Origin of the sequence: Luteibacter sp. 621 (assembly GCF_050435445.1) — a bacterium.
GTDB lineage: Bacteria > Pseudomonadota > Gammaproteobacteria > Xanthomonadales > Rhodanobacteraceae > Luteibacter.
The window spans coordinates 1-26954 of record NZ_JBNDKI010000027.1; the positions used below are offsets into that span (position 1 = coordinate 1).

The 26954-nt window shown below is 66.1% G+C and carries 14 protein-coding genes; 12 read left to right on the top strand and 2 right to left on the bottom strand.

What is annotated here, in order from left to right; genetic code table 11:
* Nucleotides 1-117 precede the first annotated feature (117 nt).
* The 11 genes from ABIE56_RS20910 to ABIE56_RS20960 are packed head-to-tail and all read left to right on the top strand — an operon-like array spanning nucleotide 118 to nucleotide 21519.
* On the top strand, nucleotides 118-4974 hold the full coding sequence (locus ABIE56_RS20910) for an aminotransferase class III-fold pyridoxal phosphate-dependent enzyme (protein WP_429245739.1): 4857 nt from the start codon (nucleotides 118-120) through the stop codon (nucleotides 4972-4974).
* Nucleotides 4971-11357, top strand: coding sequence for an amino acid adenylation domain-containing protein (locus ABIE56_RS20915; protein WP_429245740.1), 6387 nt, complete (start codon nucleotides 4971-4973; stop codon nucleotides 11355-11357). Before ABIE56_RS20910 ends, ABIE56_RS20915 begins: the two co-directional genes overlap by 4 nt.
* A gap of 30 nt (nucleotides 11358-11387) precedes the next feature.
* Nucleotides 11388-12518: a glycosyltransferase family 2 protein gene (locus ABIE56_RS20920; protein WP_429245741.1), complete on the top strand. Its 1131-nt coding sequence runs from the start codon at nucleotides 11388-11390 to the stop codon at nucleotides 12516-12518.
* A 5-nt stretch (nucleotides 12519-12523) separates the two neighbouring features.
* Entirely contained in the window at nucleotides 12524-13621 is a 1098-nt protein-coding gene (locus ABIE56_RS20925) for a polysaccharide deacetylase family protein (RefSeq protein WP_429245742.1), read from the top strand.
* Nucleotides 13609-14868 (top strand): O-antigen ligase family protein, encoded by a 1260-nt coding sequence (locus ABIE56_RS20930; protein ID WP_429245743.1) that lies wholly within the window; start codon nucleotides 13609-13611, stop codon nucleotides 14866-14868. The genes ABIE56_RS20925 and ABIE56_RS20930 overlap by 13 nt, the downstream gene beginning before the upstream one ends.
* Complete coding sequence (locus ABIE56_RS20935; RefSeq protein ID WP_429245744.1) at nucleotides 14865-16223, top strand: phenylacetate--CoA ligase family protein; 1359 nt, start codon at nucleotides 14865-14867, stop codon at nucleotides 16221-16223. Before ABIE56_RS20930 ends, ABIE56_RS20935 begins: the two co-directional genes overlap by 4 nt.
* Nucleotides 16220-17338, top strand: a complete 1119-nt coding sequence (locus ABIE56_RS20940; RefSeq protein ID WP_429245745.1) for a glycosyltransferase — start codon at nucleotides 16220-16222, stop codon at nucleotides 17336-17338. Before ABIE56_RS20935 ends, ABIE56_RS20940 begins: the two co-directional genes overlap by 4 nt.
* Nucleotides 17335-18507, top strand: a complete 1173-nt coding sequence (locus tag ABIE56_RS20945) for a glycosyltransferase family 4 protein (protein ID WP_429245746.1) — start codon at nucleotides 17335-17337, stop codon at nucleotides 18505-18507. Before ABIE56_RS20940 ends, ABIE56_RS20945 begins: the two co-directional genes overlap by 4 nt.
* Entirely contained in the window at nucleotides 18504-19142 is a 639-nt protein-coding gene (locus ABIE56_RS20950) for a polysaccharide deacetylase family protein (RefSeq protein ID WP_429245747.1), read from the top strand. The genes ABIE56_RS20945 and ABIE56_RS20950 overlap by 4 nt, the downstream gene beginning before the upstream one ends.
* Nucleotides 19139-20326 (top strand): glycosyltransferase family 4 protein, encoded by a 1188-nt coding sequence (locus ABIE56_RS20955; RefSeq protein ID WP_429245748.1) that lies wholly within the window; start codon nucleotides 19139-19141, stop codon nucleotides 20324-20326. The genes ABIE56_RS20950 and ABIE56_RS20955 overlap by 4 nt, the downstream gene beginning before the upstream one ends.
* The gene (locus ABIE56_RS20960; RefSeq protein WP_429245749.1) at nucleotides 20323-21519 is read left to right on the top strand and encodes a hypothetical protein; all 1197 of its coding nucleotides are present in this window, start codon (nucleotides 20323-20325) and stop codon (nucleotides 21517-21519) included. The genes ABIE56_RS20955 and ABIE56_RS20960 overlap by 4 nt, the downstream gene beginning before the upstream one ends.
* Here the strand turns inward: ABIE56_RS20960 and ABIE56_RS20965 are convergent.
* Both ABIE56_RS20965 and ABIE56_RS20970 read right to left on the bottom strand, forming a co-directional pair.
* A complete protein-coding gene (locus ABIE56_RS20965; RefSeq protein ID WP_429245750.1) occupies nucleotides 21516-22397 on the bottom strand; it encodes a hypothetical protein in 882 nt (293 codons plus the stop codon). The genes ABIE56_RS20960 and ABIE56_RS20965 overlap by 4 nt on opposite strands.
* A gap of 224 nt (nucleotides 22398-22621) precedes the next feature.
* Nucleotides 22622-24895: an autotransporter outer membrane beta-barrel domain-containing protein gene (locus tag ABIE56_RS20970; protein WP_429245751.1), complete on the bottom strand. Its 2274-nt coding sequence runs from the start codon at nucleotides 24893-24895 to the stop codon at nucleotides 22622-22624.
* Nucleotides 24896-25358: 463 nt separating this feature from the next.
* Here ABIE56_RS20970 and ABIE56_RS20975 point away from each other — a divergent pair, with 463 nt between their 5' ends.
* Nucleotides 25359-26927 carry a hypothetical protein gene (locus ABIE56_RS20975; protein WP_429245752.1) on the top strand — a complete coding sequence of 523 codons (1569 nt, stop codon included), beginning with the start codon at nucleotides 25359-25361 and terminating at the stop codon, nucleotides 26925-26927.
* The last annotated feature ends 27 nt before the right edge of the window (nucleotides 26928-26954 follow it).

Below are 26954 nucleotides of genomic sequence, written 5' to 3' on the forward strand. Positions count from 1 at the left end.
GCCCCCCCGCCCGCCCCCCCCCCCCCGCCCGCCCCCCCGCCCCCCCCCCCCCCCCCCCCCCGCCCCCCCCCCCCGCCCCCCCCCCCCCCCCCCCCCCCCCCGGCGGGTGGGGAGCCCGTGGCGATCATCGCCATGGCCGGCCGCTTCCCGGGTGCGCCCGATGTGGAAACCTTCTGGGACAACCTGTGCGAAGGCCGCGAATCCATCCGCTTCTTCGCGCCCGATGAGCTCGACCCGGCTGTACCGGCGTCCGACCGTGACGACCCGGGCTACGTGTTCGCCCGCGGCATCGTCGATAACGTCGGCGATTTCGATGCGCCGTTCTTCGGCATGTCCCCGCGCGAAGCCGAACTGACCGATCCGCAGCAGCGCCTGTTCATGGAGCTGTGCTGGGAATGCATGGAGCGCGCCGGCTACGTGCCCGATGGCCAGGACGTGCCGGTGGGCGTGTTCGGCGGCATGCACAACGCCACCTACTACCAGAAGCACATCAGTGGCCGCCCGGACCTGATCGAAAAGCTCGGCGCCTTCCAGGTCATGCTGGGCAACGAGAAGGATTACGTCGCCACCCGCGTGGCGCACAAGCTCAACCTCACTGGCCCGGCGATCAGCCTCAACACCGCCTGCTCCACCTCGCTGGTGGCGATTGCCCAGGCGTTCGATGCCCTGCGTGCGGGCCGCTGCAACATGGCGCTGGCCGGTGGTGCATCCATCGCCTGCCCGCCCAACAGCGGCTACATCGCGCAGGAAGGCTCCATGCTTTCGCCCGATGGGCACACCCGCACGTTCGACGTGAACGCGCAGGGCACCGTGTTCAGCGATGGCGCCGCCGTGGTACTGCTGAAGCGTCTTTCCGATGCGCTGCGTGATGGCGACCCCATCTACGCAACCATCCGCGGTGCCGCCGTGAACAACGATGGCGCGGTGAAGGCCAGCTTCACCGCGCCGAACGCTGCCGGCCAGGCTGCCGTGATCACCATGGCGCTGGATAACGCCGGGGTGGAAGCGCGCGATATCTCCTACGTCGAAGCGCATGGCACCGCCACACCGCTTGGCGATCCGATCGAAATTGAAGGCCTTACCCAGGCCTTCCGCCAGACGACCAACGACAGCGCCTTCTGCGCGATCGGTTCGCTGAAGAGCAACGTGGGCCACCTCGTGATGGCCGCCGGCGCGGCCGGTGTGATCAAGACCGCGCTGGCGATGTGCGAGCGTCGCCTACCGCCGTCGCTACACTTCACCGCGCCAAACCCGCGCCTGAACCTGGATGCGTCGCCGTTCGTGGTGAACGATACGCTGCGGCCGTGGCAGAGCGCCGGCCCGCTGCTGGCAGGTGTGAGCTCCTTCGGCGTGGGCGGCACCAATGCCCACGTGATCCTGGAAGAAGCCCCGGCACGCACGCCTTCCGATGCCGCCACCGGCGCCCAGCTGCTTACCCTCTCCGCCCGCACGCCGGCCGCGCTCGCTGCCGCCGCGGCACGCCTGGCCGATCACCTGGCCATGCATCCGGATGGCAACCTGGCCGATACCGCGTTTACGCTCGCGAAGGGCCGCAAGGCGTTTGGCCAGCGTACCCACGTCGTCGCCGCCTCGGCCACCGATGCCGAAGTACGCCTGCGCGATATCGCCGCTGCCGCGATCTGCCACACCAGCAGCAACCCGGCACCCGGCGTCGTATTCCTGTTCCCGGGCCAGGGCTCGCAATACGCTGGCATGGGCCGCGAACTGCATGCCACCGAGCCGGTGTTCCGTGCCGCGATCGATGAAGTCGCCTGCGCCCTGCGCGATGAACTCGGCTTCGACCTTCGCGAGCGGATGTTTGACGACGATGCCGAAGCGCTGAAGGCGACCGCCCTCACCCAGCCGGCCACGTTCGCGCTGGAATACGCCCTGGCCCGCCTGTGGATGAACCTGGGCGTGCAGCCAGTGGCGATGATCGGCCACAGCGTCGGCGAGTTCACTGCCGCGGTGCTGGCCGGTGTGATGCCGCTGGCCGATGCGGCCCGCCTCGTCGCCCGTCGCGGCCGCCTCATGCAGGCGCTGCCCTCGGGTGCCATGCTTTCCGTTCGCCTGGGGGCCGCCGAACTGCGGGCGCGGCTCTCGGGTGTTTTGTCTTTGGCCGCTGAAAATGCGCCGAACGCCACCGTCGTCTCCGGCACCCACGAAGAAGTCGAAGCCTTCCGCGTGGCGCTGGAAGCCGATGGCGTGGCGTGCCGCCTGCTGCATACCTCGCACGCATTCCACTCGGCGATGATGGATCCGGTGCTGGATACCTTCCGCGCCGAAGTGGCCGGCATTGCGCTGCATGCGCCGAAGCTGCCGATCATTTCCACCGCCACCGGGCTGCCGCTTTCCGATGAGGAAGCGACCTCCGCGGCGTACTGGACTCACCACCTGCGCAATACGGTGCGCTTCTCACCAGCGCTGCTACATGCCCTGGAAGAAGCCACCCTCGCGTTCGTCGAAGTCGGCCCGCGCAGCAGCCTGACCCAGCTGGGCCGGCAGCATGCGCAGGCGCGCGGCCGCACGTTTATCGCCAGCCTGGGTGATAACGCCGGTGAGGAGCGTGCCGCCATGTTGAACGCCGCCGGTGGTCTGTGGGCGGCGGGCGTGCATGTCGAGGTGGATGCGTTTGACCACCGTGAGCAGCGCCGCCGCGTTCGTCTGCCGACGTATCCGTTTGAGCGGAAGCGGCATTGGGTGGAGGCACGTACGCCTGCGTCCGTGACGCCTATTGCGGCTGCGTTGCCTCTTTCGCCGGTTGTCGCCGGTGAAGCTGGCGGATCGCGAGCGAAGCTCGCTCCTACAGAAAGCTTCGCCACCACCATCGAAACCAAAACCCTTCCTTCTTCGCCCCAGTCCTTGGAGCAGGCCATGCCCGCAGCCACATCCCATCGCCCACAGCGCCTCGTTACGGAACTCGTCGCCCTGTTCGAGGATGTCTCGGGTACCGAGCTTGAGAACATCGACCCGGGTGCGAACTTCGTGGAGCTGGGGCTCGATTCGCTCTCGCTCACCCAGGTGGCGTTGCAGCTACAGAAAACCTATGCCCTGAAGATCACCTTCCGCGAGCTGATGGATGGGTGCTCTTCGTTCGAGCGCCTGGCGGCGCATATCGATCGTCTCCTGCCGGCGGATACCGCGCCGGCGGCACCCCTGGCCGTGCCGGCACCTGCCGCACCGGCCATGGCGGCAGCACCGGTCGCGCCTATCGCGGCCAGTGGTGGCTTGATCCAGGACGTGATCGCGCAGCAGATGCAGATCATGCGGGATCAGCTGGCGTTGCTGTCGGGCGCTGCTGCCCCGGCTGCGATTCATATTCCGGCACCGGCGGTCATGCCGCAGGTGCCCGTGGACACCGCGTCGTTGGCGGCGCAGCCGACGGCCAACGCAGCGAATGATACGGAAGAGGCCGCCCTCGCCCACACCACCTACGACGTCAAAAAGGCCTTCGGCGCCATCGCCCGCATCCACACGGCGGGTGGCACGGAGTTGAGCAACCGCCAGCGCGCGCGCCTGGATGCGTTCATGCGCCGCTATATCGAGCGCACCAAGCTTTCCAAGGCCTACACCACCGAACACCGTGGCCACCTGGCCGATCCGCGCGTGGTGAACGGCTTCCGCCCGCTGCTGAAGGAAATCATCTACCAGATCGTGGTGGAACGCTCGAAGGGCCCGAAGGTGTGGGACCTGGATGGCAATGAATACGTCGATGCGCTGAACGGCTTCGGCATGAACCTGTTCGGCTGGCAGCCCGATTTCGTGCTGGATGCCGTGCGCGCCCAGCTCGATGCCGGCTATGAAATCGGCCCGCAGCACCCGCTGGCAGGCACGGTGGCAAAGCAGGTCTGCGACCTCACCGGCTTCGACCGTGCTGCACTTTGCAACACTGGCTCAGAGGCGGTGATGGGCTGCGTGCGCGTGGCACGTACCGTCACGGGCCGCGACACGCTAGTGATCTTCACCGGCTCGTACCACGGCATCTTCGATGAAGTAATCGTGCGCGGCACCAAGAAGCTGAAATCGGTGCCGGCCGCGCCGGGCATCCTGCGCAACACCTCCGAACACGTGCTGGTGCTCGATTACGGCACCCCGGAATCGCTGCAGATCATCCGCGAGCGTGCGCATGAGATCGCCGCGGTGCTGGTGGAACCGGTGCAGAGCCGCCGCCCGGATTTCCAGCCGGTGGAATTCCTGCAGGAACTGCGCGCCATCACCGAAGAAGCCGGCTCGCTGCTCATCTTCGATGAAGTGGTTACCGGCTTCCGTTCCCACCCGCGCGGTGCCCAGGAGGTGCTGGGGATCGATGCGGACATGGCCTCGTACGGCAAGGTCGTCGGCGGAGGCTTCCCGATCGGCGTCATCGCTGGCAAGCGGCGCTTCATGGATGCGCTGGATGGTGGCGACTGGCGCTTCGGGGATGCCTCGGTCCCGACGGTCGGCGTCACCTACTTCGCCGGCACCTTCGTGCGCCACCCGCTGGCCCTGGCCGCCGCGCACGCGGTGCTCACCCACCTGGCCAACGAAGGCGCGCAGCTGCAGTCCACGCTCAACGCCAAGGTCACCGCCATGGCCGACGACATGAACGCGTTCTGCGCGAATGTCGGCGCCCCGATCAAGGTGGTGCACTTCGCCTCGGTGTGGAAGACCACCTTTACCGAAGACCACCCGCTGCAGGACCTGCTGTTCGCCATGATGCGCAGCCGCGGTATCCACATCCTGGATAACTTCCCCTGCTTCTTCACCACCGCGCATCGTGAGGAGGACTTTGCCGCCATCACGAACGCGTTCCGCGAATCCATTCTTGAAATGCAGGAAGCGGAATTCCTGCCGCGCCACCGCGAGGTGGCCGCCTTCGATCCGAACCACCCGCCGGTGCCTGGGGCCCGGCTGGGCAAGGATCCCGACGGCCAGCCCGCGTGGTTCGTTCCTAACCCGGATGCGCCGGGCAAGTACCTGAGGGTTACCGCATGACGCCCAACGAGCTGGCCGCCGCCACGGCGGTCGACTACGACCCGTTCGCCGGCGCGCCTGTCGCGCACCTGGTGCCGACGACGGAACCGCAACGCGAGGTGTGGCTGGCATCCCGGCTGGAGCCGGAAGCCTCGCTGGCGTACAACGAGGCGATTGCCATCAACCTGAAGGGCTTGCTCGACGTGCCGGCCCTCGAAGCGGCACTGCAGGCGATCGTGGAGCGCCACGAGGCGTTGCGCTCCACCTTCAGCGGCGATGGCGAAAGCCTGTTCATCGCCGAACACGTGAGCGTGCCCATCGCATTCCACGACCTGGGCCTGTTGGCCCCGTTCGAAAGCGATGCCCGCCTGATGGCGGCGTACTCGCGCATCGTCACCACCCCGTTCGATCTGGAGCACGGCCCACTGGTCCGCGCCGAGTTGTTCAAGCTCGCCGCCGATCGCCACATCCTGACCATCGCCGCCCACCACATCGTGTGCGACGGCTGGTCGTTCGGCGTGATCGTTCGCGATCTTGCCGCCCTTTACGCGCAGCGCACCGGCCAGGGCCCCGGCCCGGCCGCCGCGCACGCGTTCTCGAACTTCGCGTTGGCCGAAGCCACGCACGCCGGTACGGGAACGGCACGGGAAGACGAACAGTACTGGCTAGCCCGCTTTGCCGGCACGGCCCCAGCGCTTGACCTCCCCACCGACCGCTCGCGTCCGCGCCGCCGTACGTTTACTTCACGGCGCGAAGACCGCACCCTGGATGCCGCCGAGGTCGCTGCCATCAAGCGCCTCGGCGCATCCCACGGCGCCAGTTTCTACGCCACGCTGCTTACCGGCTTCGCCCTGTTGCTACGCCGGGTAGCCGGACAGGACGATGTGGTGATCGGCATCCCGACCGCCGGGCAGGCTGCCGAGGGCCTGGATACGCTGGTGGGCCATGCGGTGAACGTGCTGCCGCTGCGCGCGCGTATCGACGACGCGGCCAGCTTCGGCGCCACGCTCGGCAGCGTGCGTAACGACCTGCTCGATGCGTTTGAGCACCAGCGCTACACGCTCGGCAGCCTGCTGCCCAAGCTCTCGATGACCCGTGACCCGTCGCGCCTGCCACTGGTGAGCGTGCTGTTCAACCTGGATGCCGTGCTCGATGAAAGCACCGTGCGCTTCCCGGGCCTGCGTTTCAGCGTGGATGCCATTCCCCGCGAATACGAAAACTTCGAACTGTTCATCAACGCCGTGCAGGTGGATGGCGCGCTGCGCCTGGAATGCCAGTACAACGCCGATCTGTTCGAAGGCGCCACCGTGCAGGGCTGGCTGGATGCGTACGCCACGCTGCTGCGCGACGCCGCACGTGACCCGGCCGAACCCGTGGCGAAGCTCGCCGTGGTTTCCGATGCCGTGTATCGCGAACTGGCCGCACTGCAACCCGCGCCGACGCCGTTCCCCGAACTGCGCCTGGCCCACGAATACTTCGAGCAACAGGTGGACCGCGCGCCCGAGCGCGCCGCCGTGCGTTATGCCGACCGCTCGCTGACCTACGCCGCGCTGGAATCGCGCGCCAACCGCATCGCCAACAGCTTGCGTGAGCGTGGCATCGGCCACGGCGCGCTGGTGGGCATCTCGCTTGCCCGCGGCCTGGACATGGTCGCCGCCGTGCTGGGTGTCATGAAGTCGGGCGCGGGCTACGTGCCGCTGGACCCGGCCTTCCCCGCCGATCGGCTTGCCTTCATGGCCGAGGACGCGGCACTGGCCGCACTGGTCGTGGATGACGATACGCCGCTCTCGTTCGCATTCGATGCGAGCCGCGTCCTCGCCCTCAACAGCGATGAAGTGGTGCATGCCTGCATCGAGCGCCCCGAGCGCAACCGCAAGGCCGCCACGCCCGATTCCGTCGCGTACGTGATCTTCACCTCCGGTTCCACCGGCCGGCCGAAGGGCGTACGCGTACCGCACCGCGCCGCGGGCAACTTCCTGACCAGCATGCAGCGCGTGCCGGGCATCGCCCCGGATGATCGCCTGGTGGCGGTCACCACGCTTTCGTTCGATATCGCCTTCATGGAACTCATGCTGCCGCTCACCAGCGGTGCCGAGATCGTGATCGCCGGCCGCGACGATGTGCGCGATGGCGCACAGCTGCGTCACCTGATCGAAGAAAGTGATGCCACGATGATGCAGGCGACGCCTGCGGGCTGGCGCCTGCTGGTGGACGCCGGCTGGCATGGCCGCCCGGCGTTCCGCGCTGTTTCCGGCGGCGAGCCGCTGCCGGTGGACCTGGCCGAAGGCCTGCTCGATCGCTGTGGCGAAGTGTGGAACGGCTATGGCCCGACCGAGACCACGGTGTATTCCACCTACTGGCGGGTTTCCGATCCGCGCGAAGGTATCTACATCGGCCGCCCCATCGCGAACACCACCGTGCATATCCTCGATGAGCAGGGCAACCATTGCCCGCTCGGCGTGCCTGGCGAAATCCATATCGGCGGCGCCGGCGTGACCCTGGGTTACCTGGAGCGCCCGGACCTTACCGCCGAGCGCTTCGTGGCCGATCCGTGGTCGGAGACGCCGGACTCGCGCATGTACAAGACCGGTGACCGCGGCCGCTGGCTGGCCAATGGCATGCTGGAACACCTGGGCCGCCTGGATTTCCAGGTAAAGGTGCGCGGCTACCGCATCGAACCGGGCGAGATCGAATGCGTACTGGCCGATGTGCCGGAAGTGGCGCGCGCCGTGGTGATTGCCCGCGAAGACCGCCCGGGCGATGTGCGCCTGGTGGCTTACGTGGTCGCACGCGACGGCATGTCGCTGGATGAGGACATGCTACGCGGCCGCCTGCGTGCGCGCCTGCCGGATTACATGGTGCCGCAGCACATCATGCTGATGGAGGCCATTCCGCTGCTGCCCAACGGCAAGATCGACCGCAAGAGCCTGCCGGCGCCGATGGCCCATTCGCTGGCCGAGACCGGCGAGCGGATCGCCCCGCGCAATGACGACGAACGCCGCGTTGCTGCCGCCATGGAAGCGGTGCTTTGCCTGCCTGACCTGGATGTGCGCGACGACTTCTTCGCCCTCGGCGGACACTCGCTGCTCGCCGCGCAGCTCACCGCGAAGCTCAACCGCGAGTTCAACGTCACGCTTTCGTTCCGCACGTTGTTCGATGCGCCCACCGTTGAACAACTCGCCGCCGCCATCGGTTCGCAGGTGGCGACCGGTAACACGCCGGCCGCCGAGCCCATCATTCACCGCAACGACACCGAGCAGGACCACGCACCGCTCTCGCTCATGCAGCGCCGCCTGTGGGCACTGGAGAAGATGCACCCGGGCCGCGTCACCTACAACGCCCCCTCGGCGCACCGCCTGCGTGGCACGATGGATGAGCACGCCTTCGACATGGCCTTCCAGGCCCTGATCCAGCGCCAGCCGAGCATGCGCACCGCGATCCGCGATCTCGGCAGCGACGTGATGCAGGTGGTGCAGGCGCAACTGACCTACCCGCTGTTTCCGGCCGAAGACCTGAGCCACCTGCCGCCGGAGGCGCGCGAAGAGCGCCTGATGGCGCGCCTGCGCGAGCTCACCGATACGCCGTTCGACCTGGGTACCGCGCCGCTGTTCAGCGCGAAGCTGTTCAAGTTGTCGGATAGCGAACACGCCATGTTCTTCATGCCGCACCACATCATCTGGGACGGCTGGTCGTTCGATATCTTCTACAACGAGCTCTCCGCGCTGTACCGCGCCTTTACCGCCGGGCAGCCCTCGCCGCTCGCACCGCTGCCGGTCACCTACGGCGATTACGCCGAGTGGCACGCGCACTGGCTCGAATCGCCGGCGTTCCAGACCCAGCTTTCGTTCTGGCGCGATCGCCTGACCCAGGTCGGCGATGTGCGCGCCCTGCCGACCGATTACCCGCGCCGCCCCGGCATGTCGGGCCTTGGCCGCACCGAATGGATCCACGTCTCGCGCGAGCACACCGATGCGATGCACGACGTGGCCCGCCAGGCCGATGCCACGCTCAACATGACCCTGCTGGCCCTGTACTTCGCCATGCTCTCCAGCTCCGCCGGTCAGCGCGACCTGGTCGTCGGCACACCGGTGCGCGCGCGCAACCAGACCGAGGTCGAATCGGTCATGGGCTACTTCAACAACCTGTTGCCGCTGCATGTGCATGTCGACCCGGGCCTGTCGTTCCTGGAGTTCGTGCGCCACGTGAAGCGCACCGCCATCGATGCGTTTGGATGCCCGGATGTGCCGCTGGAATACCTGCAGCGCGAGTTGAAGGTCGGCCACGGCGCGGGCGCCACGCTGTACCAGGCACTGTTCTCATTCCAGGATGCCCGCCAGCGTGCAATCGACTGGGGCGGCCTGGACCACGAGCAGATCCTGCTGTTCCAGAGCGGCGCTACCGAAGACCTGGGCATGTGGTTCCTGGAAAGCCAGCGCGGCATGGTCGGCGGCGTCACCTACAACGCCGACCTGCTCCAGGCCGGTACCGCCCGGCTCATGCGCGAGCGCTACCTGGACATGATGCACGTCGTGTCGCAGAACCCGTCTATCGCGGTGGGCCAGCTCACCGCGGCCAGCACGCTGGAACGCGACCGCATGCGCACCTGGAACGCGGGTTGCGGTGGTTCACCGCTGCCGGCCGACCTGTTCGCCATGGTGGATACCCAAGCCTCGATCACGCCCGATACCACCGCCGTGAAACATGGCCTGCGCAAGCACACCTACGCCCAGCTCGTCGGCGAAGCCACGCGCATGGCCACGCTGCTGCGTGACCGTGGCGCGGGCAATGGCGCTGTGGTCGGCCTTTGCGTCGAACCCGGCTTTGATCGCCTCGCGGGCCTGCTCGCCATTGGCCTTACCGGCAGCACCGCGCTCCTGCTTGATCGCGCCGACCCCACCGCGCGCCTGCGCGATATCGTCACCGACGGCCGCATGACCGTGCTGGTGGGCGATTCGGCGCTGGAAGCCGCACTGGACTGGCCGCGCGCCTGCGCCTTGTGGCTGGATGCCGACCATGCCGAACTGGAAGGCACGGTCGGCGATGCCAGCACCTTCGAAAAACGCGCCTGCGCTGAATCCCCGGCTATCGCCTTCCATGTGCCCGGCCCCGACGGCCGCGCGCATGGCGCCTCGCTCTCGCACACCGCCATCGCCGGCATGGTGCACGGGCTGGCCGAAGCGCTCGCCATCGATGCCGGGCAATGCATCAGTGGTGATGCCATGCCATCCGACCCCATGTCGGTGATCGAACCGCTGCTCGCGCTGAGCTGCGGCGCTACCTGGGACGTGCAGGAACCGCACGGCCTCGCCCATGGCGAGCTGGCTGACCTGGATTGCTTCATCGCCTCGCCGGAAACCTGGAACGCGCTGTTCGACCAGGGCTGGGCCGGTGATGGCCAGCTGCGTGCCGCCATGCTCGGTGGCACGCCTACCCAGGACACCGCCTCGCGCATCGCCGATGCCACGGCGGGCCTGTGGACGCTGTTCGGCGATGCGATGACCGCGCCGGTCGCCACCTGCGGCCGCGTGGAACGCGCGGCCGATGCGCTGCACGCGGGCAGCCCGATCGGCAGCAACGAACTGTGGATCCTCGATAGCGACGGCGAGCCCTGCCCGATCGGTGCGACCGGTGAGGTCGCCATCGCCGGCACCGCGCTGTCGCAGCGCTTCGGCACACGTGCCACCGCCGACCATGCCAGCAACGATGAACACCTGCTGCGCACCGGCTACCGCGGCCGCTGGCTGGCCGATGGCCAGGTGCAGGTGCTGGATCGCGATGACCGCCGCATCCGTCGCCAGGGCCTGGATGTGGAACCGGCCGCCGTGGATGCCGTGCTGCTGACGCAGACCGGCATCGTCCGCGCACTGGCCGTGCCACGCACCAACCGGCTGGGCGAACAGCGTATCGATGCTTATGCGGTCGCCGCACCCGGCTTCCAGCTCGACCTGGAAAGCCTGCGCGCCACGCTGGCGGCCCAGCTGCCGGCGTGGTCCATGCCAGCCCACCTGATGCTGCTCGATGCCATGCCGCTGCTGCCCACGGGTGAGCCCGATATCGATGCGCTGCCGCTACCCGAGGAGCGCACCGCGTTCCAGCAAGCGGAAGGCCCGAGCACCGAGCCGGCTACGGAAAGCGAGCGCCTGCTCGCCAGTGTGTGGCACGAACTGCTCGGCATGAGCCGCGTGCGTACCAGCGATAACTTCTTCGACGTAGGCGGCCACTCGCTGCTGGCGGTGGACATGGCGCAACGCGTGCAAAAGCTGACCGGTATCCAGATGAACCTGCTGGATATCGCCAACGGCACGCTGGGCACCCTGGCAGCCGACCTGGCCATGGCCACGCCTACGGCGCCACCGACTGCCAAACGCGGCGGCCTGTTCGGCAGGCTGTTCGGGCGCGGCTGAGTTGCGACGTCATCAAAAGGGGGAGACGCCATGACACATATCGCCTGGTTGGCCTGTTGGGCCTCGGCGCTGCTCCTGGCCCACGTCTTCGTGGGCTACCCGCTGCTGATGGCGCTGTGGGCGCGCCTGCGCCCGCGGCCGGTGGCGCGCGGTTCATGGCTGCCCACGGTGAGCATCGTGGTGGCCGTGCATGATGGCGAGCGCTACATCCGCACCAAGCTGGCCAACCTGCAGGGCCTGGATTACCCGCCGGAGCTGATCGATATCGTGCTGGCCTGCGATGGCTGCCACGACCACACCGTGGCGATCGCACGGCGTAGCACCGATGCGCGCCTGACGGTGCTGGATTTCCCGAACCGCCGTGGCAAGGCCGCGTGCGTGAACGATGCGGTGGCGCTCACCCGTGGTGAAGTGTTGTTGATGACCGATATCCGCCAGCGGCTTTCCCCCTGTGCGCTGAAGGAACTGGTCGCCAACCTCGCCGATCCCGAGGTGGGCGCCGTGGGCGGGGAGCTGCACATGGAAAACGTGCGCACCGGCTTCGCCCAGGGCGTGGATTTCTACTGGCGTTACGAGAAGCTGATCCGGCATGCCGAGAGCACCGCCGGCTCCATGATCGGCGTGACCGGCGCGATCTACGCTATTCGCCGCTCGCTGTTCAAACCGCTGCCGCCCGGCACCGTACTGGATGATGTGCTGGTGCCCATGCGCGTCGCCGCGCAAGGCAAGCGCGTGGTGTTCGAACCGCGCGCCATGGCCTGGGACCAGCCCTCGCAGGAACCCGAGGCCGAGCGCCGGCGCAAGATCCGCACGCTGGCCGGCAATTTCCAGCTGCTGCAGCTCGCGCCGTGGCTGCTTTCGCCATTCCGCAATCCGCTGTGGTTCTGCTTCATGAGCCACAAAGTGCTGCGCCTCATGGCCCCGTGGCTGATCGTGACGCTGTTCCTCAGCACCGGCTTCCTGTTCAACCGGCACCCCATGTACGCCCTGGCCTTCTGCGGCCTGGGCCTGGGTGCGGCCCTGGTCGGGGCGGCGCGCGTCCGCCCGCGCCTGGGCACGTGGATGCCGGCACGCATCGCCGTCGCCTTCTTCTATCTCAACCTTTTCGCGGCGCAGGCCCTGCTGGCCTTCGCCCGTAATCGCAGGCTCCACCTATGGTGATCGACATGAATGGACGTGGCGCTCCGGGTATCCGTGGCCGGCTTGGCGAGTTGTGTTACGCCAGTGGCTTGTTGCATTCGCTGCAGCGCGTACGCTCGTGGATCCATCGCGACCTGCGCATCCTGGCGTACCACCGGGTGATGCCCCTGCCGGACCCGGAAACGTACGAGTTCGACATGGAGCTGATCAGCACGCCGCCGGATGAATTCCGCGAACAGATGCTGCGCCTGAAGCGGCATTTCCGGCCCATGCGCCTGACCGACATCGTCGCGGCGCTGGATGCCGGCGAAGCGCTGCCGCCGGATACCGTGGCGGTGACCTTCGACGACGGCTACGACGATAACTACCGCGTGGCCGCACCCATCCTGGCTGATGTGGGCGTCCCCGCCACGTTTTTCGTTTCCACCGGCCATATCGATACCGGCACGCCGTACTCGTACGACTGGCTGGTGCACATGATCCTTATGACGAAGGCACCGCGGCTGGTGTTGCCCGAACTAGGTATCGATGTGCCGCTGCCGCCGGAGCGCCTGCTGCGCCGGCGTATCGCCGGCAACGTGCTGCTGCGCATGAAGTGGCTCGATGCGCATGGCCAGAGCGCCATGACCGAACGGCTGGAGCAGGCATGGGATATGCCCTCGGCCGGTGCCCGGCCGGTGGATTGCCGCCCGATGACCTGGGACCAGGCGCGGGAGATGGAAGCCGCCGGCATGGAGTTTGGCTCGCACGGCGTGCACCACCGCATGCTGGCCCGCCTGCCCATCGAAGAAATGGAAGCGGAGATCCTGCAGTCCAAGCGCACCCTGGATCGGGAACTGCGTAACCCGGCGGTGCTCATGTCGTACCCGGTGGGGGGCGACCGTGCCTATAACGAGGCGGTGATCGCCGCCACGCGCAAGGCGGGTTTCCAGTTGGCCTGCAGCTATATCTGCGGCACCAACCCCGAGCCCTCCGAAAACCGCTATTCGCTGTACCGCCTGCCGGTGGAGGCCAACATGGGCCCCGGCTGGTTCGCGGCCATGCTGGCCCTTCCCCAGCTGATGAGCTACCCCACCGCGGCCCACGAAGCACATGGACCGCAGGAGCAGGCATGTTCCTCCTGATCCTCCTGTATGTCGTCCTCACCATCATCCGCCCGCAGGATTACATCCCCGGGCTGGACCTGGTGCCGATCCTGCCGGTCGTGCTGGCCCTGGCCTTCTTCGCGTGGCTGGGCTCGAGCCAGAAGACCTTCGAGGCCCCGCAGTTCATCATCCTGCCCTGCTTCCTGCTGATCCTGATGATTTCCCAGGTGACCAACGGCTGGACCGGCGGCGCCCTGGATGAGCTAGCCCACTTCGGCCCCGTGGTCATCGCCTTCTTCGTGCTGGGCGCCTCCTGTACCACCCAGAAGCGCGTGCGTATCGCGATGGCGGTGATGGTGGCCTGCGCCGCCGTGCTTGCCCTGCATGGCGTGGAGCAGGCGCGTACGGGCATGGGCTGGACCGGCATTCCCATCGGCGAAGGCAACCGTATCCAGTACGTGGGCATCTTCAACGACCCGAACGACCTGGGCCTGCTCTTCGCCGCCACGCTGCCCATGGCGGTGTTTTTGGGCCGGCGCGGCGCGCCAGGACGCCTGCTGTGGCTCGCCTGCGCCGTGCTGCTGCTGTATGGCACCTACCTGACCAATTCGCGTGGCGCCCTGCTGGCGGTGCTTGTCGTGGCCGGCTGCTACATCTGGTACCGCAAGGGCATGGTGGTGGCCGGTACGCTGGGCGTCATCGGCCTGGTCGGCCTGAAGCTGCTTTCCTCCCGCATGGATGAGCTGGATGCGGGCGAGGAATCGGCCGCCGGCCGCGTGGATGCCTGGTACGCGGGCCTGGAGATGTTCCGTGATAGCCCGCTGTTTGGCGTAGGCCCGGGCAATTTCACCGAGTACAACGAACTCACCGCACATAACTCGTTCGTGCTGGTACTCGCCGAAACCGGGTTCCTGGGCTTTGTCCTATGGCTTGCCTTTGTAGGCTATGGCTTCTGGATGATGTTGACGATCGTCCGGCATCCGCATACTGCCGCCAACGAACCGGGGCGTGAGGCGGAATGGGCAATGGAACGGCAACTGGCCCTGACGCTATTGCTCTCGCTGTGCGGGCTGTTCGCCGCCGCGTTCTTCTTAAGCCGCAGCTACATGGTGGTGCTGTACCTGATCGCCGCGGTGGTGGCCGGCCATTACGTGGGTGCCCGGCGCCGCTGGCCGGAGCTGCCCGCCTTCCGTTTCTCACGCGATGGCTGGCGCTGGGTCCCGGCCGCCTTCGCAGGCGTCGCCGGCCTGTTCGTGCTGGTGGCCGTGCTGCTGCGAACCCAATGAGCCTATACGAGCCCCTGCTGCGCAACGTGTTGTGGCCCGCCTACGAGGGTGGCCTGCGCCGTCGCGATACGCCGCGCTACCTGCGCGAATACGCGCAGACACAGTGGCTCTCGGCCGATGAAATCCGTGCGCTGCAGTTCAAGCGCTTCAAGGCCCTGCTCGACTGGTGCCAGCGCGAGGTGCCGTTCTACCGGGAGCGCTGGGCGCAGATGGGCCTGTCGCCGGCGGATATCCGCGAGCCGGCCGACATTGCCCTGCTACCGGTGCTGACCAAGGCTGATATCCGAGAGAACGCCGATGCGTTGAAGGCCGACTCACTGAAGGATTCCCTTGCGTTTAAAGCCACCGGTGGCTCCACCGGTGAGCCGCTGCGTTACGGCTACACCCGCGAAAGCAACGATCGCCGCGTGGCCGTGATGTGGCGCGGCTACGGCTGGGCAGGTTCACGCATGGGCCGGCGCACGCTGTTCCTGTGGGGTGGCGCGGTCGGCGAGCCCACGGCGGCGCACCGCTTCAAGGATCGCGTGTACAACACCGTATTCACGCGCAAGTTGCTCAACAGCTTTGCGATGACCGAAGCGAACCTCGCCTCGTATGCCGACGCGATGGATGCGTACCGCCCGGAAGTGATCGTGTCGTACGTCGGGCCGCTGGTTCGCCTGGCCCAGTACCTGATTGCCGAGGGCCGCCGTGTCGCTCGCCCTGCCTCGATCATCGGTGCTGCCGAGGCGTTGCATCCGTTCCAGCGTGATCTTATCGAGCGCGCGTTCGGTGGCGCGCCGGTGTTCAACACCTATGGCTGTCGCGAATTCATGCTCATCGCCTCCGAATGCGAACACCGCGACGGCCTGCATGTGAACGCGGACCACCTGCTTGTCGAAACGCTGGGCATGGATGGCAAACCCACCCACCACGGCAGTGGCGAGGTGACGATCACCGATCTGTTCAACTATGGCATGCCGTTCATCCGCTACGTTAACGGTGACATGGCCACGCACTTCCACGGGCAGTGCGCCTGCGGCCGCGGCCTGCCCCTGCTGGCCAGCGTGGATGGGCGCAAGCTGGATGCCATCCGCACCCCGGCCGGCCACGTGCTTCCCGGCGAATTTTTCCCGCACATGCTGAAGGACGTGCCAGGCCTGGCCCGCTTCCAGCTTGTGCAACGCCAGCTCGATCGGCTGGACCTCTCCATCGTGCGCGGCCAGGGCTTCGACGACGCGTCGCTTGCTTACATACGGCGTGAAGTGGCGAAGGTACTGGGCGACAGTGCGCAGTTGCACTGCCATTTCGTCGACGACATCCCGCTTACCCGGAGCGGAAAGCTGCGTGTCACCGTGTCGGAGCTGGAACCGTGAACATCACCCACGTCGTCGAAAACCTTAACCGCGGCGGCCTGGAGCGCATGGTCATCGACCTGGTGACCCAGCAGCACCGCGAAGGCCACAAGGTGCAGGTGGTGTGCCTGTTCGAGCGCGGCGCCATGGCGACCGAGCTGGAGATCAAGGGTATCCCCGTGCGCGCCTGCGAGAAGCGCACTGGTATCGACCTGCGCGCCGTCGGCCGTGCCCGCGAGTTCATCGCTAGCCACCGCACCGAAGTGCTGCATACCCACAACGCCGTGGCGCACTACCAGGCCGTGCTGGCCACCGCTGGCATGGGCATCCGCCAGGTGGTGAACACCCGCCATGGCATGGGCGCCACGCGCAAGCCGGGGCGCCGTGAATGGCTGTTCCGCCGCGCCATGTCGGCCACGGATGCGGTCGTGGCCGTGTGCGAAGCCGCGCGCCGCGATGCGGTGAGCCGCGGCATGTTCCCTGCACGCAAATGCTGCGTGGTGCCGAACGGCATTCGCCTGGATGGCTTCGATGTCGCCAACGATGTGATGCACGAGCGCCTGGCCCGATTAATCAACGTGCCTTCGCGAACGCGCATCATCGGCACCGTCGGCCGCCTCAACTGGGCGAAGGACCAGGCCAGCCTGATCCGCGCGTTCCGTGCCGTGCGCCACCACCGGCGCGATACCGTACTGGTACTGATCGGCGATGGTGAGTTGCGCGAGACCTTGCGCGCCTGCGCCTACGATGAAGGCATCGCGGGCTGCGTGCATTTCCTCGGCGACCGGGATGATGTCCATGAATTGCTGCAGGGCCTTGACCTTTTCGTGCTCTCCTCGGTGACCGAAGGCTATTCCATGGCCTTGCTGGAGGCCTGCGCCGCCGGCCTGCCGATTGTCGCCACCGATGTGGGTGGCAACGCGGAGATCGTGCGTGATCGCGCCACCGGCCGACTGGTGCCTGCCTGCGATGCCCCTGCGCTGGCCGATGCGATGCTCGAGATGCTGCACGCTTCGCAGCAAGCTTCCGCCTTTGGCCGCGCCGCACGCACGTGGGTCGAGGAGAACGGTTCGCTGCAGGCGATGACCGCCCGCTACACCCGGCTGTATTTCGGCGACCTTGAGGCGCTGCCGTGAAGATCCTGGTGCTCACCAACCTGTTTCCCACACCGTGGGATCCGCGCCGGGGCACCTTCAACCGGCAGCAGTTCCAGCGCCTAGGTGAGCGCCACGAGGTGGATGTGCTCACCGCGGTGGATTTCCGCGAGCGCATGGCCGGTGCTCGCGGCCAGGTGCACGTGCCAAACGTGAAGCGCGACCATTTCACCTTCTACCACCCACCGGGCATCGGCCGGTTTCTCAACGCGCTGTGCTACGTGGCCTGCGTAATGTGGCAGCGCGGGCGCGAGCTGCGCCGCGCGTGTTACGACGTGATCCTGGCCAGCTGGGCTTACCCGGATGCCGCGGCGGCCGCGTGGATCGCCCATCTTCTGGGCGTGCCCTATGTGGTCAAAGTGCATGGGAGCGATCTGAACGTACAGGCTTTGTCACGCCTGCGCCGGCCGCAGATCCGGCATGCGCTGCGTGGTGCGGGTGCCGTGCTGGCGGTGAGTAAGGCGCTGGCGGCCAGGGCGATCGAGATCGGCGCTGATCCCGATGTGGTCGAGACCATCTACAACGGTGTGGACGGCCGCATGTTCCGCCGTGGCAACCGCGCCGCCGCGCGCGAGCGCCTCGGCCTGCCACTGGATGAACCCATCGTGCTGTATGCCGGCAACCTGAAGAACAGCAAGGGTTGCATGGACCTGATCGAGGCGTTCCCGTTGCTCGCGAAGCAGCGCCGCGATGCGCGGCTGTATTTCGTGGGTGATGGCCCGGACAGCACGGCGCTGGAATCGCGGGCCGCCTCGCTGTGCTGCGCACCGTCGGTGCATTTCATGGGCTCGGTGGCCCATGCCGCGCTGCCCGACTGGTTCCGCGCGGCCGATCTGCTGTGCCTGCCCAGCCACAACGAAGGCGTGCCCAACGTGGTGCTGGAAGCCATGGCCTGCGGTACTCCCGTGGTGGCCACGGCGGTCGGCGGCATCCCGGAAGTGGTGCCCGGCTTCGCCGGCATCCTCGTGCCCGCCCACCACCCCGACCTGCTCGCCGGCGCGCTCAGCGACATGCTGGGCCGCCATGTGGATGGCGAAGCCATCGCCGCCCACGCCACCAGCTTCCGCTGGGAAGACAACATCGACCGCCTCGAGCACATGCTTGAGCGGGTCGCCGGCGCTGCGCCGGCTCACGTGAGTATGAACGCATGATCCGCCGACCCAAGAAACACGAACTGCTGAGCCTGTTCCCCGAGCACCTGCTCATGACCAAGGCCAAGCGCGATAGCACGTGCTACCTCAGCTTCGACGATGGCCCGGAACCGGAGCACACGCCGAAGCTACTGGATGTGCTCGCCCGCCACGGCGTGAAGGCAAGCTTCTTCCTGGTCGGTGAGAAGATCGAGCAGTACCCCGAGATCGTGCAGCGGATCGTGGGCGAAGGCCACATGATTGGCAACCACTCGTACAGCCACTGGTCGTTCCGCAACATGAACCTGCGCAAGCAGCTGGATGAGGTGTACCGCACCGATGCCCTGCTCCGCCTGTTCGATGACCGGCCGCACCACCGCATGCGCCCTCCGCATGGGTACATCGGTGCCCAGTTGCTGATGCACTTTGCGCGGCGTCGCCGAAGCTTTGTTTACTGGTCGTACGACAGCCTGGATTACCAGGACAAGCCGATCGACTGGCTGATCGATCGTTTGCGCAACGATCCGCCGGCCGCGGGCGATATCGTGCTGATGCACGACGACAGCGACAAAGCCGCCGATGCGCTGGATGCGGTGCTGCCGGAATGGCTGGCCCAGGGCATGCGCTTCGATGCACTGCCAGGAAGCACGGCGTGAATATCCTCTACCACCACCGCACGCGCGGCCGCCATGTCGAAGGCGTGCACATCCGCGGCATCGTGAATGCCCTGCGTGAGCTGGGGCACAGTGTCTCGGTCATGTCGTTCCCAGGGGCGGACCCTGAGCGGGAGCATGAGGCACCGGTTTCATCTCGCGCCGGCGCCCCGTCGGCCGGCACGAGCGGGCTGGCCTCGCTGGTGCCCAAGCTACCGGGCGTGGTCTTCGAGATCTTTGAACTGCTCTACAACCTGGTGACGTTCGTGCGCATGTCGCGCGCCTGGCGCGCCGCGCCGCCGCGGCTGGTGTATGAACGTTATTCGCTGTTCCTGTTTGCCACCGTGTGGATGGCGCGCCGGCGCGGCATCCCCATCGTGCTGGAGATCAACGATTCCGCGCTGGTGGAACGGGTACGACCGCTAACCATGCGCCGCCTGGCCCGCCGGGTGGAGCGCTGGTGCTTCCGGCATGCCACTGGGCTGGTCTTCATCTCTACGTATTTCCGCGACAAGGCCGTTGAGGCGTACGGCGATATCGCGCCTTCCGTGATCTCACCCAATGCCGTGGACCTGCCAAGCTTCGATCCCTCGAAGTTCGATCGCGACGCCCTGCGCGCTGCGCGCGGGCTGACCGGCCTGGCCGTATGTGGGCACATTGGGGTGTTCGCACACTGGCATGGCGTGGATGCCTTCGTCGAGGCCATCGCCAACCGGCTGGAGCAGGCCCCGGGGCTCGCGCTGGTGTTCGTGGGTGACGGCAAGACCCTGCCCGCAGTGCGGGAGCTGGTGGCGGCGCGGGGCCTTAGCGACCGCGTGCTGCTCCCGGGGCGCGTGCCGCACGACGAGGTCGCCAGCTGGATCGCCTGCATGGATTACGCCGTGCTGCCCAATTCCAACCACTATGGCTCCCCCATGAAGCTGTTCGAGCTGATGGGCATGGGCGTCGCGGTGGTGGCACCGGACTATGCGCCGGTCGCCGAGGTGATCGCCGACGGGCGCACCGGCTGGCTGTTCCCGCGCGGCGATACCGCCGCCTGCGTGGAACGGGTGCTGGCCCTGGCCAGCGAGGCCCAGGAACGCCGCCGGGTAGGCGCCGCCGCCCGTGACTACATCGCCAGCGAGCGTCAGTGGCGCAACAACGCCGAGCAACTGCTCACCCTCGTGCCCGCGGGAGCCGCCGCATGATCGGTCTTGCCCTCCTCTGCCTCCTGGGCCTGGTGCTGCTGTTTGGCGCTGCCCTTGTCGTTGCCATCCGCGCGCGCAACCTGCAGTACTGGCTGTGGGGTTACCTGACCCGGCGCAAGGCGCCCAAGGTGCAGGGCACCAGGCACGTCCTGTTCTGCTTCGTGGACCACTTCGAGCCCAACTGGGGCCGCGTGGACATGGACCGCCAGCGCCACCGCGTGGATCGCTGGTGCAAGGAATACCGCGAGATGGCCAGCCGACACCGCGATGCGGATGGGCGCCCGCCCCAGCATGGCTTTTTCTACCCGGAGGAAGAGTACGTCGAGGAGCACCTGGAGAAGATCTCGGCGCTGTGTGCCGATGGCTACGGCGAGATCGAGATCCATCTGCACCACGACGACGACACGCCGGACAACTTCGTCGCCACCATCGACCGGTTCAACGCGCTGCTCCACGAGCGCCATGGCGCCCTGCCGCGCGACCCGGTCACCGGGCAGCTCAAGTTCGCCTTCATCCACGGCAACTGGTGCCTTGCCAACAGCCGCCCTGATGGCCGCTGGTGCGGTATCAACAACGAACTGGCGCTGCTGCGCGACCTGGGTTGTTACGCTGATTTCACCCTGCCCTCCGCGCCCAGCGATACGCAGACCCGCACCTCGAACTCGATCTACTACGCGGCGGATAACCCCGGCAAGCCAAAGGGCCATGACACCGGCGTGCCCATGCGCGTGGGTGGCAAGCCCAGTGGCGACCTGCTCATCATCCAGGGCGTGCTTGGTCTGAACTGGAAGAACCGTCGCTTCGGTATCATCCCGCGTATCGAGAATTCCGATATCCGCAAGGGCTGCCCGCCCACCCGCGATCGCGTGGACCAGTGGGTCGATACCGGTATCCACGTGGAAGGCCGCCCCGAATGGATCTTCATCAAGATTCACACCCACGGTACCCAGGAGCGCGACATGGATACGTTGCTCGGCGCTCCGGTCGATGCCATGCACACGTACCTCGAGCAGCGCTATAACGACGGCAGCGACTATGTGCTGCACTACGTGACCGCACGCGAGATGTACAACATCGCCAAGGCCGCCGAAGCAGGCATGACGGGCAACCCAAACCTGTATCGCGACTACGAACTGCCGCGCCCCGCGCATGTTCCAGCCAAACAGGCGGCGCCGGCGGCTGCAGCCATCTAGGACGACAGCGGCTCGCGCGGGATACCCGATTCACCCAGGTCAAAGCGGACCGTGCCCACACCCGAGGGGCTGAGCGTGCCGTGGCGTTCGAGGTCGAACGACACGTCCAGCGTGAACGTCTCCGAGGGCTGCATGGAGGCGAGCCTCAGCACGTCGTCGCACGACACGAGGAAATGCGCGATCGCCTCCCGCCCAACATCCATGCTGCCCAGCGTCATCGGTTCGAACCAGGCATCGCCCAGGCGCAGGCGCAGGCGGTCCCCGGGCTTACACGCCCCACCACCTGACGGGATCGCCACCACCATCTCCGGGATGATGTCGCCTTCGCGAACCACCCCATCGTGGCTTGCCAGCACCACCGGTGCCGGCAGACGCTCCGGCATGTCATGGACTGCCACGTCCAGGGTTACTGATGCACAACGCAGGGCCACATCCCCGCAAGCGCTGCGCACTTCGTACATGAAGTCGACCCGCCCATTCTCGCCGAACTGCTCCAGCATCGGTCGGTTGAACCGGAACGTGAGCGGCGAGTCGCCATGGCAGACGCACATGGAGCCTGCCTTCACCGTGCGATGCAGCCCACGGTGATACATCAGCACCGTGACGACATCACCCGTGCGCAGGCCACGATAGTCCGGCACCACGCCGACCAGTTCCTGCCGCGGCATGGCCAGCAACGCGGCCAGCGACAGACCTTCCTGCAGCATTTCCTCGGGAAACACGATCGGGTTGAGACTGCGCTGCACGGTGCAGCGGAACAGCGCCGTCATACGAATCCTCCAGCCGCGCACGGCGCGGCCCTCGAGCCGGCCGGTTTCGTCGTAGATCAGTTCCTTGACGACTTCGGCGGATTGCTTTTTTTCACGTCGACGTTTCATGGATCACTCCTTGGTCTGCTCCGTTGAAGGAAGTGCCAAGGTACGCGTCACTCGCGTCGGGACCTATCAGGGATGACGCCTGGCTTGCTTCCGTTGGAGCGACAACGCGTGTAGTCCGAGAGAGCGTGCGCCTTTGAAACCGAGCCGGGGCGGCACAACGCCCCGGCCCCAGTCACGCCTGGCTCAAACACACAGAGAGCGACGTCGCCCTCTGCAACGTCGCTTCAGAAGTTCATGCGCATGCCAAGGTTCCCGGACCAGCCCTGGAATCCGTGGTTGCCGAGGAAGTGGCGATACGAACTTTCTCCGAAGAGTTGCAGATGGGACGTCAGGTCGGCGGCGAACCCTGCAGCAACCGAGTAACCGTTTCCCGGTGTACCCGAGGTAAAGCGCTGAGCCAAAGAGCCATCGCCCAGCTGGGCGATCAGGTTTGCACCGCTCCCTGCCGTGCTGTTGAAGGCCAACCGGAGGTAGTGCGACGTCTTACCGGTGAATCGACTGACGGTCGCCCCCACTTCCTGCCTTCCATAACCACCACCGTTGAGACGAATGCGCATCCCGTCGTCCTGGCTGACAGGTGCCCAGTGCCCACTTCGGTAAGACAAGCGCACGTGGGGCTCCACAGACCACGACTCGGAAAGTTGCAACGGCAGCCCCGCCTCGACCGACATGCCGTGCCATCGCCCTCCAAGCGAACCCACAGACGGCCCAACCGGGTTGGTCGCCGCACCACCCCTGATCTTTCGCTCCGATACAAGTCCATCCAGCCATAGGCCGCTACCGTGCTTCCACGTGATCCAGGCCGAGGCACCATTCTCTCGGAGTCTCGTTTCGCTATAGCCATCCGCCGCGCGCGGCCGAATCGTTGTCCGCCCGTGATCCATGGCCCAGCCAGCGCGAAGCGAGCCGTTATCACCATCAAGGGCCACGACCGACCCGCCAAATTGCGTAGAGGTCATGTCTTGATCGAAGCCGAATCCGTACGCCGAGAACCCGCGATTGGAGCGATAGCGTTCGGCGCGCCCGACCTGGCGTACAAACATTTCGCCGCCCAGGGGCCCGGTAAAGCCGGCGTCGCGCAGCTCGCCCATCCGTTGATGCATGCCGTCGTCAAGAGCTTCCGCGAGCGAACTCATTGCTACGGTTGCGGACAGGTAGCTGGCCATCTGCGGAGCAAGCGCCGGCCTCACGCCGATCCCACCACTGCCGCCCCCTGATCCAGAGCCCGGACCACCTGGTTCGTTGGGATCGGGGCCATCCCCCAAGAGTCGGCTCGCCAGACGGTATTCCCAGCCACCTTCGGCCGGTGCCTCGCTGCTACCACTCTCGCTCGGCCCTAGCGCGTGCAAGGCGTACTGGTAAGGCCCAACGACAACATAGCCGCCCTTCAGCCTGAAGGCGTCGGTGCGAGAGGATCCTGCAACCGTCACGACCACCGGACCTTCACGGGGATCGACGCGGCCATCTCCGTTTATGTCGGTGGGCGCACCCGGTCCTGTCGACACGACATCGATAAGGGTAGGCCCAGACGTCACGACGCTGCCGCCGATAGCGATTTGATCGGCCCACGTACCCGAGGTATCCAGGTGAGCATGGAGGCTGATGGTTCCACCGATGCCGTCCAGATCACGTTCAAGCCTCAATACGTTTGGTCCGGCCTCATGGCCAGTGAGATCGATCGTTCCGCCGGAGAGGTTAAGCCGGTGAATCGACGACGCACCGCCTGTCGCCCATAGCGCCCCTGTGCCGACGAATACGTCGGCTGGACCCCATACGCTGCCACGGAGTGTCGACGAATCAGTGAGTCGCAAATTCGCGTGGGCGTCCTTGGCGACCATCACGTTGCCAAGGATTGCAGAATCCGCAACCATAACAGCCAGATGAGCACCCTTCTGCGCCCGCAAAGCGACGCCCGTCTCCGATGCGACAGTCGCCCCCTTTTCGAGCAGGACCGCGACCGAATGAACGCTCGTGCCACTGCCAACGACGTCAATCCCGGGGCCTTCTTTCGCGAGAACGCGGGAAGTCTTTACACGTACCTCACGTTCGTCTGGGCCCGACGGAAAGAGTTCGGTGGAAACGAGGATGCCGGCTGACGCGCCAACAACAGTAGACTCGCCATCAAGCTCTACTTTTCCCCTGCGAAGTATGATGCCCGCGCCGTGCTGTCCCTCGATCATCGACCGGTGCGCCTCGACGGAAGCCCCGGCGGACACATCAATGCCGTTACGTCCGCTCACGATACTATCGACGAAACGGGCACGGGCTCGCTCGCCCTTGCCATCGAGTCCATCGACCTCGCTGACAACGACACCCGCCGCATCACGGCTCATGAAGGTCGACCGCCAGACGTCGATCGTGCCCCCATTCCGGACGGCAAGTGCAGGCAGGCCAATCGCTTCCACCGCGGAATCCTGAGCTCGCACGAATGCGCCATGCGATTGCACGCTCTTGACCCTGGCCCCTTCGAGCAGACTCAGCTCTCCTTTGTAGCCCACGAACCAGCTCTCCGGTTCTGCATGGTCTCCCCGTACCTCGGCCCATTGGCCGGGCGCTACGACGCGGGCAACGGCTGATCCGCTCAAGCTCACCGCAACCACTGATGCGAATGACGCGCCGAGCGCGCTGCAGCGACTTTTTCTTTCCCTTCTTGACATTAACTAGCGTCCACCATCTCACGGTAACCACCGGCCGCAAATTCCGTTCCTCACGACAGCGTGAAGCGGGCAAATTCGACCATGCACCCCGTACGACATCGTGTAGGTCGATTCCCAAGGACGCGTAGGCGTCTTCCAGCCCTCGTGTAGGTGTAGCGCGTTGCTTACATGTCGCCGCGCACCGACGTCTTCGGACCACACCGCGATGCGGCGATTCCTCCCATAACGGCGAGTGCATCGCCGATCCCATGCCAGAGCCTGGATACGGACACTTGCGTCCTTCACCACCGCAAGAGACTTACCCATGCAGCATCGCTCGAACCACCGGCTCGTGACCGCCCCCGTCGTTACTACCTGGGCCTCAGACAGAGACCGGGTAAAGGGTACTTTCAACGCATCGAACGTCAGGGCCGGCCGTGTCACGCCAATCGCGGCGCGGCCACTCATTCCCAGCGCCCTGGATGACGGCCGCACCATCCCCGTCGAAGCACTCGAGAGCGACCTGCTCGTGCAAGCGCCGCTCGTCACGCAACCGGGCTTTGAGACTGTCTCCGGCCACCGTTTCGCGCTTGTCGTCAACGGAGAAGTCGTGGTCGGTTCCGAGGTCGTTGTCGCTGACCCGGTGCCGGCCATGATCGACCTCCACATCCCAAAGAGCGTTCTCGACCAACTCGATGAGATCGTCCACGCCATCGCCTTCCAGGTCACTGCAGGTTTTGGCAAGGTCGCTCGTTCCGAGGAAACCCCCGTTCTCATCGACAGAACGCCAGCGGGCGGCACGTTCCTCCCACGTATCATCTTTTCAGAACGCGTCGAGCTGCTTGGCTTGCCGCTGTCCTACCTGGCAAAGCTTCCGGACATGGCTCTTCCCAGCATTGTTCCGGCATACGCTTACATCAGCGAAGGGGACGTCCTCGACTTCTATGTCCGCACTCGCGGATCAGATCTGAGCATCCATGTCGGAAGTACGCCGCCGTTCGTGGGTCAAGGGCCCACCGAAACGCGCTTTGTGTTCACGTGGGAGATGCTCCAGGCCATTCCGCAGAACGGCGAAATCGACTTTTACTATGTCGTTATCGACCGTGCCGGCAACACTAGCGTCCAATCTCCGTCTACACCGATTCGTGTGCTCATCAAGGACGCCCCGCGCGACATTCCCGCCCCCTTGGTAGCGGGAATGGGGGATGGCCTGGTGACCGAGGGCGACATCAAGCCGCACCTGGAAATCTCCATACCGCAGAGCACTCCTCCGCCGAAAGTTGGGGATCAGGTCGCATTGCGGTTTGCCGATATCGAAATGGCGCCCATCGTGCTTACGGCGAAGGACATCGAGCAGGACCCGATGCTTCACGTTGCACTTCCGTACGATCATGTCTGGTCTGCGCTGGACGATGGCGATCATCCGGAGAAGAAGGTCGTATGCGCTTATGACATTAAACGCCTAGGCATTGGCAGCCCCTCGCTGGAAGCGGACGTGGTCCTCAACCTCGATACGCCGGGTGGGAAAGACCCCGTCCCGTCGACCCCTTTCCACGAGAACCTTGCGAAGCCCGTACTCAGGGGAGCGACTGGATCGGATGACAACGTCATCGACCTTGGCGATATCGGCAAGGACGCTGTCATGGTGGTCGCACAGGCAGGCGGCGATGATGCGTTCTCCATCCGCCATGGCGATGTGATCCATATCCACCTCGATGGGGACACCGTCGGCACGCCGCATTCCGTTTCGAGCGACGCATTCCCACTTCACCTGCCTGTTCCATCAGCCGATCTGAAATCACACGCCGGTACGGCGATCCTTGACATGACGTCGACCGCGCCGTCGGTGATGGCCGCACCCACGTTGTCGCCTCGTCACCACAGCAGGTCGTAACTATCCGGGATGAGACCAGTCTTCCAG

Coding starts and splice junctions, on each gene's coding strand:
- ABIE56_RS20915 (WP_429245740.1), top strand. CDS start 4,971: ATGACGCCCAACGAGCTGGCCGCCGCCACGGCGGTCGACTACGACCCG.
- ABIE56_RS20925 (WP_429245742.1), top strand. CDS start 12,524: ATGAATGGACGTGGCGCTCCGGGTATCCGTGGCCGGCTTGGCGAGTTG.
- ABIE56_RS20950 (WP_429245747.1), top strand. CDS start 18,504: ATGATCCGCCGACCCAAGAAACACGAACTGCTGAGCCTGTTCCCCGAG.
- ABIE56_RS20960 (WP_429245749.1), top strand. CDS start 20,323: ATGATCGGTCTTGCCCTCCTCTGCCTCCTGGGCCTGGTGCTGCTGTTT.
- ABIE56_RS20920 (WP_429245741.1), top strand. CDS start 11,388: ATGACACATATCGCCTGGTTGGCCTGTTGGGCCTCGGCGCTGCTCCTG.
- ABIE56_RS20975 (WP_429245752.1), top strand. CDS start 25,359: ATGCAGCATCGCTCGAACCACCGGCTCGTGACCGCCCCCGTCGTTACT.
- ABIE56_RS20935 (WP_429245744.1), top strand. CDS start 14,865: ATGAGCCTATACGAGCCCCTGCTGCGCAACGTGTTGTGGCCCGCCTAC.
- ABIE56_RS20930 (WP_429245743.1), top strand. CDS start 13,609: ATGTTCCTCCTGATCCTCCTGTATGTCGTCCTCACCATCATCCGCCCG.
- ABIE56_RS20965 (WP_429245750.1), bottom strand. CDS start 22,397: ATGAAACGTCGACGTGAAAAAAAGCAATCCGCCGAAGTCGTCAAGGAA.